Source organism: Pseudomonas sp. GQ91 (assembly GCF_059758795.1).
The window spans coordinates 159,720-173,665 of record NZ_JCAXED010000004.1 but is presented as its reverse complement, the minus strand read 5'-3'; the positions used below and the strand labels follow the sequence as shown (position 1 = coordinate 173,665).

16 protein-coding genes are annotated in these 13,946 nt (G+C 61.2%); 15 read left to right on the top strand and 1 reads right to left on the bottom strand.

Going from position 1 to position 13,946, the window contains the following annotated elements:
* Positions 1-2: 2 nt before the first annotated feature.
* Complete coding sequence (locus AC6CIA_RS07680; protein WP_498311348.1) at positions 3-428, top strand: hypothetical protein; 426 nt, start codon at positions 3-5, stop codon at positions 426-428.
* 11 nt (positions 429-439) lie between these two features.
* On the opposite strand, the gene AC6CIA_RS07675 is transcribed toward AC6CIA_RS07680, so the two are convergent.
* Positions 440-1,222 (bottom strand): tetratricopeptide repeat protein, encoded by a 783-nt coding sequence (locus AC6CIA_RS07675; RefSeq protein WP_498311346.1) that lies wholly within the window; start codon positions 1,220-1,222, stop codon positions 440-442.
* A gap of 166 nt (positions 1,223-1,388) precedes the next feature.
* On the opposite strand from AC6CIA_RS07675, the gene AC6CIA_RS07670 reads away from it, so the two are divergent.
* The 14 genes from AC6CIA_RS07670 to AC6CIA_RS07605 all read left to right on the top strand — a co-directional run bounded on the left by AC6CIA_RS07670 (position 1,389) and on the right by AC6CIA_RS07605 (position 13,543).
* Positions 1,389-1,988: a type III secretion protein gene (locus tag AC6CIA_RS07670; protein WP_498311344.1), complete on the top strand. Its 600-nt coding sequence runs from the start codon at positions 1,389-1,391 to the stop codon at positions 1,986-1,988.
* 65 nt (positions 1,989-2,053) lie between these two features.
* On the top strand, positions 2,054-2,266 hold the full coding sequence (locus AC6CIA_RS07665) for a hypothetical protein (RefSeq protein ID WP_186653841.1): 213 nt from the start codon (positions 2,054-2,056) through the stop codon (positions 2,264-2,266).
* 9 nt (positions 2,267-2,275) lie between these two features.
* Positions 2,276-2,728, top strand: a complete 453-nt coding sequence (locus AC6CIA_RS07660; RefSeq protein ID WP_498311342.1) for a hypothetical protein — start codon at positions 2,276-2,278, stop codon at positions 2,726-2,728.
* A gap of 4 nt (positions 2,729-2,732) precedes the next feature.
* Positions 2,733-3,515, top strand: coding sequence for a type III secretion system inner membrane ring lipoprotein SctJ (gene sctJ / locus AC6CIA_RS07655; RefSeq protein ID WP_498311341.1), 783 nt, complete (start codon positions 2,733-2,735; stop codon positions 3,513-3,515).
* Entirely contained in the window at positions 3,512-4,153 is a 642-nt protein-coding gene (locus tag AC6CIA_RS07650; RefSeq protein WP_498311339.1) for a type III secretion protein, read from the top strand. Before sctJ ends, AC6CIA_RS07650 begins: the two co-directional genes overlap by 4 nt.
* Complete coding sequence (gene sctL, locus AC6CIA_RS07645; protein ID WP_084378705.1) at positions 4,150-4,743, top strand: type III secretion system stator protein SctL; 594 nt, start codon at positions 4,150-4,152, stop codon at positions 4,741-4,743. Before AC6CIA_RS07650 ends, sctL begins: the two co-directional genes overlap by 4 nt.
* Positions 4,744-4,748: 5 nt before the next feature.
* A complete protein-coding gene (locus AC6CIA_RS07640; RefSeq protein WP_498311511.1) occupies positions 4,749-6,062 on the top strand; it encodes a FliI/YscN family ATPase in 1,314 nt (437 codons plus the stop codon).
* Between the two features lie 16 nt (positions 6,063-6,078).
* Positions 6,079-6,555 carry a hypothetical protein gene (locus AC6CIA_RS07635; RefSeq protein ID WP_498311337.1) on the top strand — a complete coding sequence of 159 codons (477 nt, stop codon included), beginning with the start codon at positions 6,079-6,081 and terminating at the stop codon, positions 6,553-6,555.
* Positions 6,552-7,607 carry a FliM/FliN family flagellar motor switch protein gene (locus AC6CIA_RS07630; protein ID WP_498311336.1) on the top strand — a complete coding sequence of 352 codons (1,056 nt, stop codon included), beginning with the start codon at positions 6,552-6,554 and terminating at the stop codon, positions 7,605-7,607. Before AC6CIA_RS07635 ends, AC6CIA_RS07630 begins: the two co-directional genes overlap by 4 nt.
* Positions 7,604-8,263 carry a type III secretion system export apparatus subunit SctR gene (gene sctR, locus AC6CIA_RS07625; RefSeq protein WP_498311335.1) on the top strand — a complete coding sequence of 220 codons (660 nt, stop codon included), beginning with the start codon at positions 7,604-7,606 and terminating at the stop codon, positions 8,261-8,263. Before AC6CIA_RS07630 ends, sctR begins: the two co-directional genes overlap by 4 nt.
* Complete coding sequence (gene sctS, locus AC6CIA_RS07620; RefSeq protein WP_498311334.1) at positions 8,263-8,532, top strand: type III secretion system export apparatus subunit SctS; 270 nt, start codon at positions 8,263-8,265, stop codon at positions 8,530-8,532. The genes sctR and sctS overlap by 1 nt, the downstream gene beginning before the upstream one ends.
* A gap of 5 nt (positions 8,533-8,537) precedes the next feature.
* Positions 8,538-9,350 (top strand): type III secretion system export apparatus subunit SctT, encoded by an 813-nt coding sequence (gene sctT, locus AC6CIA_RS07615; protein ID WP_498311333.1) that lies wholly within the window; start codon positions 8,538-8,540, stop codon positions 9,348-9,350.
* A gap of 24 nt (positions 9,351-9,374) precedes the next feature.
* Positions 9,375-10,421 carry an EscU/YscU/HrcU family type III secretion system export apparatus switch protein gene (locus tag AC6CIA_RS07610; protein ID WP_498311332.1) on the top strand — a complete coding sequence of 349 codons (1,047 nt, stop codon included), beginning with the start codon at positions 9,375-9,377 and terminating at the stop codon, positions 10,419-10,421.
* Positions 10,422-10,624: 203 nt separating this feature from the next.
* Positions 10,625-13,543 (top strand): type III effector HrpK domain-containing protein, encoded by a 2,919-nt coding sequence (locus tag AC6CIA_RS07605; protein WP_498311331.1) that lies wholly within the window; start codon positions 10,625-10,627, stop codon positions 13,541-13,543.
* The last annotated feature ends 403 nt before the right edge of the window (positions 13,544-13,946 follow it).

Below are 13,946 nucleotides of genomic sequence, written 5' to 3'. Positions count from 1 at the left end.
GCATGAACCCTCAATCGTCTCACCGGTCCCTGGCCGCTCTGCTGTTCGGCGTGCTCTGGCTACTGACTGCCTGCAAAACCCAGCTTGATCCGGTGAGCTATTCGCCGGACTACCAGGCCTTCATCCGTGCCGATGGTCGCCTTGAGCGGGTGCCGGTGGCGTGCCTTGAACCACCGGTCGAAGACAGCTTCTATACCGATGCTGGGACCTACTCGCGCCTGCTGCCGCCGGGTTGTGCGAATAACCTGATACTGCTGCAGATGGTCGAGCAGCCTTCGGATCTGATCGAGGGCCGGGCGACTGGCCCTACCATGGCCGCGCCGGTTGGCCGGGCAGCCCAGGTCTACATCGAAGGTTACGATCGGGAAGAGCTGCGTCGGCGGTTGGCCGAGCAGCAGGCCAAGGCCGACAAGCAGGAGGGTCAATGAAGCATTCTGGCTCAGCGGCTGTCGACCAGCCCCAGCTCACGGGCCTGGATCGCCGGGTCTTGGATGGCCTTGATGCGTCGGGCCTCGGTCAGCAACCGGGTGTATTGCTGGGGCGTGATGTCTTCCAGGTTCTGGGTCTTGAGATCCTTTTCGCGGCCGCTCAACACCATGACCAGCAGGGCGTTGCGTTGGTGACTGGCCTGGGCGCGGGGCGACTCGTGTACCGCCTTGATGGTTTGCAGCGCCCGTTGCGGCTGGCCGCCCAAGGCGTAGGCGAGGGCCAGGTTGCATTGGGTATCCAGGTTGGCGGGGGCCAGGACCAGGCTTTGGGCGAACGCCGCCTGGGCCGCCGCTGGCTGGCCACGCAGCATCTGCGCCACCCCCTGGCGGTTGAATGCTTCGGGGGAAGCGTTGCCCGCGCTGGCTTGGGTCAGGGCGGTGACTGCGCGTTCCAGTTTGCCCTGGTGCAGTTGGGCAGTGCCGACGCCGAGCAATGCCGCGGCACTCTCGGGGTCGCGCTCCAGCGCTTGCTGATAGGCGCGCTCGGCGGCACGTGCATCGCCGCTGGCCAGGCGCGCCTCGCCCAGCTTCAACCAGGCCTCGATCTTAGCGTCCGGTTCCTGGCTGGCTTTTTCGTACAAGGCCGCGGCAGATCCTGCATCACCGCGTTGTTGCAGGTCGCCGGCCAGTTGCATGTAGCGCTGGTAGCTGCCATCGGCGTTCGGCTGGTTGGCGCAGGAAGCAAGAATGACGCTGGCAAGCAACAACGATGTGTAGGCAAAACGATTTGGCATGAACAGAGCTCTTTCGGCGGATTTTGCAGGGCACAAAACCAAGGGGTGTTGACCTCTCAGACCCGACAGGTTGCCCGACGTTTAAGTCATCTTCTTGACATGATCCGTAAACATGCACGTTTTTTTGTGGGTTCGTGCCATCCGGCCGGTCGCGGGGAGCAATTGCATGGGTAACCTGAAACTGGCTGCTATCGGTCTGGCGCTGGTGCTGGCGGCGCTTAACTCGCTGGCCGCCAGTCCAACTGACGCGGATCCCGCCGACCAGCAGCCGAGCTGGTTCACTCGGCCCTATGCCTATGTGCTGGTCGCGCAGGACGTGCGCGACGCGCTGGAAGAGTTCGGCCACAACATGGGCCTGACCGTGGTCATGTCGGACAAGGTGCGCGGCCAGTCGCGTAGCCGGGTACGCGCTGAAACTGCTGGGGATTTCCTCACCGCGCTGTGCGACTTCAACGGCCTGGCCTGGTACTTCGATGGCAATGTGCTTTACCTCTCAGCCGACGCCGAAACCGAGACGCGAATATTCAAGGTCCAGGGTCGGCAACTGGAGCAATTACAGGATTACCTCGCCAGCCGGGATGTCTATGGCAAGCCTATGTCAGTGCGTGTCGGGCCCGATGGCGATGAGTTGTTCATCTCCGGACCGCCGGCCTGGCTGGCGATGGTCGGGCAGTACCACGACCAGCAGCTTACGTCGACGCCGATGGCGGCGACCCGCGAGCGCGGCGTGCGTGTATTCAGGGGCGGTGCAGTGACACAAGAATGAAAGCACGCGCCTGTAGGCTCAATTATCCGTTCGATGTTTCATCAGCCCAGTAAAGGAGAGTCACCATGTCAGTCACCCCCATCAGCGACAACAACGCTGTTACTGCCCCCTCCGAAGCGCGGTTCAATGCCGCTGTGGACAACGCCAAGAGCGAACTGAGCGATGCAGAACTCACCGAGGCCCTGATCACCCAGGCCGTCACTATCGGGGGCCAGTTCATCATCATGCCGCGTGCCCAGGAAATCCTCAACGAAGCCCAGTCGGACGACGACGAATAGGCCCACGCCATGACTGTAAGTCTCGCAGCAACAGCCACGGCGGCCCAGCCGCCGTCGGGGGGGCAGGTCGATCTGCAGGCCTCCCAGAATCTGTTTGAACACATGACTGACAGCGCCAAGGGCATGCCTGCCGGGGCCGGCCCACAGCAAATCGGCGAAGGCCTGATGGAGCGCCTGAACGGCTTCATTGACCGTTCGCAGAGCTTCGCCAAGCGTGCCGATGCGCTGACCAATGGGCCGATGACGGGCAGCGCCGTGGCGCCTGCCGGCAGCCAACAACTGGCTTCGCTACCCACGGGTGCCGGAGCGGGCGAACCGGCAAAAAAGGTCGGAGATCAACAGATCGACCATATCGTCCAGTCACTGGGCCGCATGTTCGATTACTCCATTGAAACTCAGATGGTCGTTCGTGGCGCGACGCAGATTTCCGGCGCAGCCAACACGCTCTTGAAAGGTCAATAAAGCCATGTTCCGCCGTTGCCATGCCGTGCGCCTGATGATTGTCCTGACCTTTGCCAGCTTGCTGCAGGGCTGCGATATCGACCTGTACACCAACCTCAGCGAACGCGAGGCCAACGCCATGGTTGCAGTGCTGCTGCGCGATGGTGTGCCGGCCTCTCGCAAGGTCCAGGAAAACGGCCAGCTCAGCGTGGTGGTGGACGAAAAGCGCTTTGCCGAAGCCATGAGCCTGCTCGAGGAAGCGGGCTTGCCGGGCCAGACCTTTTCTAACATGGGGGCGGTGTTCAAGAATAATGGCCTGGTATCTTCCCCGGTGCAGGAAAGGGCGCAGATGGTCTATGCGCTCAGTGAAGAACTCTCGCACAGTGTTTCGCTGATCGACGGTGTGGTCTCTGCCCGGGTGCATGTGGTGTTGCCCGACAATGACCTGCTCAAACGGGTGATTTCCCCGTCGTCGGCTTCAGTGCTGGTGCGCTACGACCCCAATACCGACATCAACCCGTTGATCCCTCAGATCAAAACCCTGGTGGCCAACGGCATTTCCGGTTTGAGTTACGAAGGCGTCTCGGTCACGGTGATCAAAGCTGCGTCCGTCAGCAGTCGCGCCGATGCACAGCCGCGCCTGGCCAGCTTCCTGGGGATATGGATCCTCGAAGACAACCTGACCCGCGCATGGATGTTGTTCGGGGTCCTGTTGTTGGCTGTGCTGTCGATGGCCGGCGTGTTGGGCTGGCAGTACTGGCAGCGTCGCTCCTCTCAAGCCTTGTATGCGCTGGAGGAGGTTAAATGAGTGAGGCCGTGTTGCAGCAATGGCAGGAGCTGATCGAGCAGCCACTGGAGTTCGTCGGCACCCACTCTCTTGCGGCGTGCTTTGCGGATACCCTCGGCAGCGCGCAACTGGGTGCATTGCGCGCACAGCCGCGTTTCCGGGCGCGTTTGTTGCGTTTGCTGCTCAGCAGTCATGAACTGCAAGCCCCCGATCGCCTGCCACTGCCCGATGCCGTCGATCTGCCGGTCCTGCTGCTGCCCCGCGAAGTCTTCCAGCGTTTGCCGCGCCTGTGTGGCGCGATCTTGCATAGCACTACCCTGAGCCGCGAAATCCGTGGCGATGCAGTCAACCAACTGCGCGATTTGCTGGGCAGCGATGTGTTTGCCTTGGCGTTGGCAAACCGTGCCTTGGGCAGCAGCGCCGACTTACTGCGCCAGCCGGCCGAACTGCTGGAAACCATCGACCGCGATGGCGCCCGATGTATAGCCGCCTGGCTGCAGGCGCAGCCTGCCAGTCTACGGCCTTGGCTGTGCCTGCGTTTTGCCGAGCTGCAAGCCGAGGGCGAGCCGGTGACTCGCGCACCTGCGGCGAATGCCCTGGCCATTGTGCGCAGCGCCGCTTTGAATCTCCACCAGCTTGAAGAGCAGGGCGCCCGATGAGCGAACTCCCAACCCGTCCTGCCGTCCGGATCCTGCGCGCCGAGCAGGCTGACCTGTGGATCGACGGTTACGCCTTCCTGCAGGCCGCCCGTGACCAGGCCGAGGCCATCCGGCAAGACAGCGAGCGCTGGTTGCAACAAGCCCATGCCGAAGGGTTTGAAAGCGGTCGCCAGGAGGGTGCCGAACAGGTCAGCGCGCTGCTGGGCGAAACCTCGCTGAAGGTCGATGCCTGGCTGGCCGGGCTGGAAACGTCCCTGGCTGACCTGGCGCTGGGCATTGTGCGCGAAATACTCGATGACATGAACGATGCCGAGCGTGTGGTGCGCTGTACCCGCAAGGCGTTGGGGGCGTTCCGCCAGGACCAGGCCTTGACCCTGTTTGTCTCGCGCCAGGACGCCGAAGCCGTGCGCCAGCAGCTCAAGCTGCAAGCGCGTGAGCTGCCGGCGATTGCCGTGGAGCCGGACGATCGCTTGCAAGGTGGCCAGGCACGCTTGAGCAGCCCGGTAGGTTCGGTAGAACTGGGGCTCGAAGCCCAGTTGCTCAATCTGCGCCGCAACCTGCTGCCGTTTGCCGACGAGGCACAACCGTGAGCGTGATCCCCCATGATCTGCTGCCGCGCCTGGCCGAACGCTTGGTCAATGCCCGGCCGCGCCCCATGAAAGGCACCATCCGCAGTATCCGCGGCGTGCTGCTGCGCGCCAGCGTTGCCGGTGTGCACATTGGCGAACTGTGCCAACTGCGCGAACCCGGCAGCGGCCGCAGCCTGGCTGCCGAAGTCATCGGATTCGAGGATGACGAGGCGATCCTTTCGCCCATCGGTTCGATGGACGGGTTATCGACCCGCACCGAAATCATCGCCACCGGCGAGACCCTTGGGGTGAGCGTCGGCGATGCGCAGTTGGGCCGGGTGATCAGCCCCATGGGTGAGTTTCTCGATGGCAGCCCGCCGCTGGGTGGGTTGTTGCGTTATCCCTTGCATGCGGAGCCTCCCGCGCCGTTCAGCCGTCAACTGATCGCCCACCCGATGTCCCTGGGGGTGCGCAGCATCGACGGCATGCTGACCCTGGCCCAGGGCCAGCGCATGGGCATCTTCGGTGAGCCGGGGGTGGGCAAGTCGTCGCTGCTGGCCAGCATCGTGCGCAATACCAATGCCGACGTGATCATCATCGCCCTGATCGGTGAGCGAGGCCGTGAAGTGCGTGAACTGCTCGATGTGCAGATGGGCGCCGAGGCCCGGCGGCGTACCGTTGCCGTGGTCGCCACCTCCGACCGCCCGGCCGCCGAGCGGGTGCGTGCGGCCTTCGTTGCCACCGCGTTGGCCGAATATCACCGTGACCAGGGCCGCCACGTGCTGTTGCTGATGGATAGCCTGACCCGCTTTGCCCGGGCCCAGCGCGAAATCGGCCTGGCGGTGGGCGAGCCACCGACCCGTCGCGGTTACCCGCCGTCCTTCTTCTCGGCCTTGCCGCGCTTGCTTGAACGCGCCGGCCCCGGCGAGACCGGCAGCATCACCGGATTGTATACCGTGCTTACCGAAGGCGACGCTTCGATGGACCCGGTGGCCGAGGAAACCCGCTCAATTCTCGACGGGCACATCGTGCTCAGCGCCGACCTGGCGCAACGCAACTTTTTTCCGGCGGTGGATGTGCTGCAAAGCCGTAGCCGACTGATGGACCAGGTGTGTGGCGACGAGCAGCGCCACCTGGCCATGCGTATGCGCGAGTTGATGGCGCGGCGTAACGAGATCGAAATGCTGATCCGCGTCGGCGAATACGCGGCCGGGAGCGACCCGCTGGCCGACGAGGCGATTGCGCGGCATGCCGCTATCGAAGCGTTCTTGCGCCAAGGCGCCAACGAGCCAAGCAGCCCCGATGAAACCCTGAAGCACATGCGCAGGGTCATGGCATGACAACCCTGGAGGCCCGATGAAAACCAATGACATGCGCAACCTTCAAGCCTTGCGCCAGTTACGTGAACAACGTGCGTCCAGCCAACTGGTCGCCCAGCAGCAGCGCTGTCGGGAAACCCACGTCGCGTTGGACGAGGCCAAGGAAACGCTGCGCCTGCATCGTGAGGCCCTGGCCCGCGAAGCCGAACGCATCTTCGGGTTGATCAGCCAAGGCGTGTCGGTCAGCGACTGGCAGGCGGCCCAGGACCACTTGGAGGCGTTGTACGAGGGCGGTCAGAGAAAGCTGGAAGTGAGCGTCGGCGAAGTCGCTCGCACCCTGGAAGCCCACGAGCACACGCGTGAAGTGTTCCGGGTGGCCCATGTGGCTCGACAGCGCCAGAGCGAAGCTTGCGACACTTTGCTCGATGGCCGCGAGCGCCAGGAGCGGCGTGTCGACGAACACCGCCTGGAGGCCGACGAAATTCCTCGTGTGGCCACTGGAGGGCGTACGTGAACTGTCGCCAGGACTCATCCTGGACACCTTTTGCCGAGCATCTGCCTTCTGTCGACCGCCGATGGTTGGACGTGCACAACCGCCTGCATCGCAACCGCGAAGCCTGGCATGGTGAATGTGCAGGCCAGGCCATCGGCGTGCACTGGGGCTCCGCTGCCGAGCCTGACGCCACGGCGATTGAACTGTTGCTGGCGCTGGGCGAAGAGGGCGATGCTTCGGTCAGGCTGCACCTGCCAACGCAGGCGCTGCAGATTCTGGGCGTGCCCGTTGCCCTGGACGTGCAGACCTTGCCTGGCGCCATGCTGCTGGAGTTGGCGCTGCTGAGCCTGATCGAACCCCTGGAGCACCTGACCGGGCAATCCCTCCATTTGATTGACCGCGCCGACCCGGCCCATGCCGTCCTGGCCGCGCAACCCTGCCCGTTGCATCTGGCAACCCGGGTTGAACTCGGCGGTTCGTCGATGCCGGTAGCGCTGCACCTGAGCGCCAAGGCCGGCGAACAGATCGCGCAATGGCTCGACCAGCATGCATCGCCGGCTCCCCATGCACTGACAGACCTGCGTCTGTGGCTGGCGGTCGAGGCCGGCGAAGCCGAGCTGAGCGTCGGCGAGCTGTACAGCCTCAACCCGGGTGACGTGGTGATGCTCGATCCTTGGCCTACGGCCCAGGTGCGGCTGGCGGTGAACCAGCGTCTGTACGCTCGGGCTGGCCAGGACCGCACCACGCTGAAACTGCTTGAAACACCGATGTGCGTCAACTTTCCCAAGGAATTCCCTGTGAGCGAAGCACCCACCATGAATGAAGCACCGGACGGGCGGAGCCTGGATTCGTGTCTGGACGAATTGCCACTGAAACTGGTCTGCCAGGCCGGCAGCGTCGAATTGACCCTGGCGCAACTGCGTGAACTGGGCGAGGGCAGCCTGCTGTCGTTCACCGAGCAACGCCAGGACAGCGTCGACCTGATGGTCAACGGGCGTCGCGTCGGCCAGGGACAACTGGTCAAGATCGGTCCCGGCCTCGGCGTACGTGTGTTGAGTATTGCCACATCATGAATGGCTACCAGCCCAACTTGATTGAAATCATCGTGGTCGTCGCCACCATCGGTTTGATTCCGCTGGCGGTGGTGACCCTGACCGGTTTCATGAAAATCTCCGTGGTGCTGTTCCTGATCCGTAACGCCCTGGGCGTGCAACAGACACCGCCCAATATGGTGCTGTACGGCATCGCCCTGATCCTGTCGGTCTACGTCACCACGCCGTTGATCGGTGACATGTACCGGCAGGTCCAGGGCCGCGATCTCAACATCGAGAGTATCGAGCAGCTTACCGCCTTTGGTGATGCCCTGAGGCCGCCATTGCAGGCGCACCTGGCGCGCTTCGCCAACGAAAGCGAGCGCGGTTTTTTTATCAAGGCCACTGAGACCATCTGGTCCCCCGAAGCCCGGGCCGACCTGCGCGACGATGATCTGGTGGTGCTGGTGCCGGCGTTCGTCAGCTCCGAGCTGACCCGCGCGTTCGAAATCGGTTTTCTGCTGTATGTGCCGTTTCTGGTGGTGGATTTGCTGGTGGCCAATGTGCTGATGGCCATGGGCATGTCCATGGTCTCGCCGACGCTGATCTCCATACCGCTGAAGCTCTTTCTTTTTGTCGCCTTGAGCGGCTGGTCGCGCTTGATGCATGGCCTGATTCTCAGCTATGGGGGGACATAATGGGCCAGGATGTCTTTCTTTCATTGATGAATCAGGCGCTGATGACGGTGCTGCTTCTGTCCGCCCCGGCGCTGGCTGTCGCGATTATCGTGGGCTTGGGAGTGGGTTTGCTGCAGGCCCTGACCCAGATCCAGGACCAGACCCTGCCGCAGGCGGTCAAGCTGGTGGCGGTGCTGCTGACGATCGTGTTCGTTGGGCCGCTCCTGGCCAGCCAGGTGATTGAACTGGGTAACCAGGTGCTGGACAACTTCCCGTTGTGGACGCGCTGAATGGCATGAATATAGAGCTTGCCAACCAGTTCATCGAAGTCGCCTATCCAGTCATCAGCTCGGCGGCGCTGTCCGCCAGCCGCGCCATGGGCGTGGTGGTGATCACCCCGGCCTTCAACCGCCTGGGCCTGACCGGCATGATTCGCAGCTGCGTCGCGGTGTCCATTGCGATTCCCATGTTCGTTCCGGTGTACGGCGCTTTCACGGCATTGCCAGAGCATGGTGGGTTTTTCCTGGCGGGTTTACTGGTCAAGGAATTCCTGATCGGTATCCTCATCGGCCTGCTGTTCGGCATTCCGTTTTGGGCCGCGGAAGTGGCTGGTGAGTTGGTCGACCTGCAGCGTGGCTCGACCATGGCCCAACTGCTCGACCCGTTGTCATCGGGCGAGTCCAGTGTCATGGCCACTTTGCTGACGGTGATGCTGATCGCCCTGTTTTTCATGTCCAGCGGTTTCATAATGATGGTCGACGGCTATTACCACAGTTACCTTTTATGGCCGGTTACCGCGTTCACACCGTTGTTCGCCAGTTCGGCGCTGATGGCGGTGCTGCAGATCCTTGACCAGGTGATGCGCATCGGCGTGATCATGGTCGGGCCGCTGATCATCTGCATGCTGGTCACCGACCTGATGCTCGCCTATCTGTCGCGCATGGCGCCCAACCTGCACATCTTCGACCTGTCGTTGCCGGTGAAGAATCTGTTCTTCAGTATCTTGATGGTGGTCTACATCAGTTTCCTGATCCCGGTGATGCTCGATCAGCTTGGCGAGTTTCGCGGCATCGTGGAGCTTCTCAAGACCCTGGCGGGCTCGGCATGAGCGTCTTTATCGGGCGACGCGCCGATGAGCGATAGCAGCGAGGAGAAATCCCAGCCGGCAACGGACAAGAAGCTTCGTGAAGCGCGCAAGAAAGGCCAGGTGTCGAAGAGTCAGGACCTGGTCTCGGGCATGGTCATCCTGTTCTGCACGCTGTGCATCTCGATCATGGTACCCAAGGCCCAGGCACAGATCACCGCGTTGCTGGACCTGATCGCGCTGATCTACATCGAGCCCTTTCACAGCGTCTGGCCACGCGTGCTGGACACCGCCGAGCAATTGCTGATCAACCTCACCCTGCCGGTGGTGGCCGTGACCGTGGGGACGGTGATCCTGACCAACATCATCACCATGCGTGGCGTGGTGTTCTCGGTCGAGCCGATCAAGCCAGACATCAAGCGCATCAACCCGTCCGAAGGCTTCAAACGCATTTTTTCGATGCGCAGCTTCGTCGAATTCCTGAAGGGCGTGGTCAAGGTCGTGCTCCTGGGCCTGGCCTTCTACGTGGTCGGGCGCATGGCGTTACAGGCGCTGATGGAGTCATCGCGCTGCGGTGCTGGCTGCATCGAATCGACCTTCTATCTGGTGCTTAAGCCGCTGGTATTCACGGTGCTGGCCGCCTTCTTGCTGGTCGGCGCGGCAGACGTGCTGATGCAACGCTGGTTGTTCGGCCGCGACATGAAAATGACCCTCAGCGAACAGAAGCGCGAACGCAAGGACAGCGACGGCGATCCGATGATCAAGCAGGAACGCCAGCGCCAACGCCGCGAAATGCAAGCCCTGGCCACCAAGCTGGGGGTGAACCGTGCATCGTTGATGGTCGGCTCCGCGGGTGGCTGGGTGGTGGGCATACGTTACGTGCGCGGTGAAACCCCGGTGCCGGTCGTGGTGTGCAAGGCCGAGTTCGAGGAGGCGGCGCAGATGCTCGCGCAGGCCTCGGGCCTGGGGATCGCCCATAGCCTTGATAGCGTCCTGGCCAATGAAATCGCCCGACGGGCCGTGCCGGGGGACCCGGTGCCGGACAATACCTTCCAGGCCGTGGCGGATATCCTGGTGGCCGCACGGTTGATTTGAGGGTGGCTGCGGGGGGCGGTACAAACGTGGCAAGTGTTACGAAATGGAGAGCAAGCGCTGCGCTAGAGCGGCTGTAACGCCGGTTCTCTCCCTGCGTCCACCTTTGCGTGGTATCCGCCCGGCCAAGTCATCCCCCTGTAATGTTCAACGGTAATAGTTGATTTCCCTAGCTCTATCGGCTCTATGATCAGGAGGACGCCCCCTTGCGAATCGACAGCAACGCCCGCCCAACAGATAACCAATTCCCTGATTCTGGAGTGGGTCAGCGCTTTGAGAAAATACTGGGCGCGGCTCGCAAGCACGTCAGCGATAAAAAGTCTGACCTGGGCGGTGCGGTAGGCGTGGCGGTGCAAGAAACGGTTGGCACCTTGATCGAAGCGCTGAAGCAGCAACACGGACGCACGCTGCGTAACGACGAAACCGTACCGCTCCAGGATCTCGAGAACCTCACGGCATGGCTGGTAAATGACGAGGTGGTGGCCTACACAGCCCGGGACGAAGAGGGCAAAGAAATCACTATCAGCAAGGAAGCGACACCTGATTACTTCGACAAGGTTGATGCGTTGCAAAAGGGCAACGACGAAGGCTTTGCATTGCGCGGCGATGGCGCGCTTCTATCAGCAGAAGAGCTGGCGAGCGCAGACATCCTGCCCCCGGATGAACACACTGGCTTTATCCGCCTGACCATCAATGGCGAAAAGATCAATGTCTCGAAGGATGTGACGCCTGACCTCTACAATCAGGTGGTTTGGAAGCAGGAAGGCTACCAGAACAAGTTTTACGAACAGAACAGCGAGATCATCGAAACGGTCCGTGATCGATGGGACGACTGGAATGGCTCCGACAGTATTGTCAGTGATAAGGATTTGAGGAAGTTCGCTGCCGATGATAATCGAAGCGCGCAAGAGCGCGAGGCGGCCCAGTTCCTGCTCGATAACAAAGGGTTTTTTGACCTGCTTGATACCAAGGCACACAACAACAAGGCCGACGGCAAAATCAGCAGCAACGATTTGAATGCGTGGCTACGCCCTGTTGCAGTCAAAGCCGACGACATCGGCGCCTATAACGACTTTCTGAAAGCTTCCCCGAATGCTGACGCAACCTCCCTGGAGCTTGCGAAGCATTCGGCGCTGCTGCTGGAGAACTTTGACGAGATCAGCGATCGGACCGATAGCGGTAAACATTTGTCGCGCGAGGCCTTGCAGAAATACCTGGATGAAAACCCGAACATCAGCGATGACTTGAAGCAAGCCCTGACTTTCTGGTCGCAGACGGGGGCGTTCGAAATGCTTGAAACCGCTGGGAAACCATTGGAGAGCAGACCTGATGGGAAGCTCGGCAAGAACGATATCCAAAACTGGCTGAAGACCGCCAGCCCCAAGACCTCTGGGGACGCACTGCTATTCCTTAACCAGGTAGCGAATAGCAACTCGGTCTCCGGCATCGATACCCGTGACCTGGGCAAGGACGTCTTCGAAAATCCAGGCAACTATTCCGTCGAACAGCGGGCCGCGGTGTTACAGGATCTGCTCAAGGCCCAACAGTTGATCATCGACGGTGCGGCTGCAGGTATGTGGAGTGATGACTACGGTAAGGTGTCCATCGCCAACGCTGTGCGCAGCCATCCGGATCCCAACAAGCTGCTTGCCGATGTCAACAGCCACATTGAGCAGCTACAAAGTGATCCCGAGGTGGTCAAGTTTCTTAATGAAACCACCTCGACGCAGATGGCCAATCTATTTGAGGCAGTTCCTGGGTTAAAGGACTCGGTGCAAAAAAACTACGAAGACATCAAGTCCGGTGCAGCTCTTGATGCGCTATGGGACAAGCATACGAAAGACGGCAGCACTGACCAACAGGCGGTGCTGGCCGAATACTTCTCCACGGCAACGCTTTATCAGGAAGCGCTCGGCATCAATGATCGGGCAGAAATTCAGAAGGGGCTCGCTGCCTCTCAGCATGCCCAGGCGTTCCAGGATTATTACGAGCACTCGCTTGCTTCCGGGACGCGACTGGAAGAACTGATGCAAACGGGCACCTTCGAAGAAGCGGTCGGCACCTTCTCCGCGGAGGTTGCGCTCTACAACGCGGCGCTGGATCCCAGCGTCACCGCAGGTTTCGACCCGCAGTTGAACGACAATTTCAGCCGGATCGGGCGTGACAACGCCATGAAAGACGGCACCTTCGAGGATGTCAAGCAAGCCCTGGGTATCAATGGCGGTGACGAGCTTGACGAGGCAAAAGTCAGGACGATGGCCGAGACGCTTATCCAGTCCAATCCGGAACTGGTGACCAATCCGGATGGCACCGTCGCAACGGCCGACCAGATCGTCGCGGGTATCCGTTCGAATTGGGACATCCTGCGCCAAGGCACCAAGTCGCTTGCGGAATTGAAGTCGTCCTGGCTCAACCCCGACCTCAAGAACTTGTCCGACAAAGGGGTACTGCATGGCATGAGCGGCATCTTCATGGCTGGTGTGACGATCGCCAAAGGCGCTCAGAATGGTGCAAACCTGACCGAACGAAACATCATAGACATCACCACAGGATCGGTCATGACCACGACCCTGCTCACCGAGGGTGGTGCCAAGAACCTGAAAAACTACCTGAAAAACAAAGGAAACATTGATCTTGATCCGAAAATCAGGGCCTTTTTCGACGACCCCATAAAATCTCTCACTGGCACTGCCGACAAGTTTGAAAGCGGTGCCAAGGGTATTGGCGGTTTGGCCGGCATAGTTGCGGGTGCGTACGGAATCTTTGATGGGGTTCAGTCGATTCGCAAGGGCGACCTCGTCAGTGGTGGTATCGGCATCACTTCAGGCGCACTGGCGTCGTTGGCGGGCCTGGCATCAGCGATCGAGGGCGGCGCAGGCCTTTTAGGCCATCTGGCAGTCAGGGCGGCGATGGCCCCGCTGGCTGGAGTCCTAGGCACCGTGGCGGCGGGCGTCGGCGCGGTTGCGCTCTTGCTTCCAGGCCTTATCGCGGAGGGCAAGCGACAGACGCAGCAGGACCACTTCGGCGACCTGCTCGGCGACTATCTGACACAGTACGAAATCGATGGCGTGGAGGGCGGTGATATCTACGACGTTCCCGACGAGGATTGGCCGCAAACCGACTGAGACCCGTCCCAAGCGTGCCAGGTACGCTCTTGCCCTCCACCGGAATCCCTGTCCGGATGGGCATAGGTATCTACACAAGTTTCAAAAACTGACGACTTTCCTTGTGGCGAGCGGGCTTGTCCCGCGCTGGGCTGCGAAGCAGCCCGAGTAAGCCGAATGCGGTGTATCAGATACTCGGTAGCGGCTGGTTTTGGGGCTGCTTCGCAGCCCCAGCGCGGGGCAAGCCCGCTCGCCACAACAGTCCTATCTGCCTGGATTTAAGCGTTGAGGCAAAGTTGTGTAGGTACCTATGGCGGATGGGGGGCGGTGCTCCAGACTGCCAACTTTGATGCCAACGCGGCATTTTCAAATCGGACACCACAGGGTCCACTTCTCCGGCAGACCTATATCGAACGAGTTATCC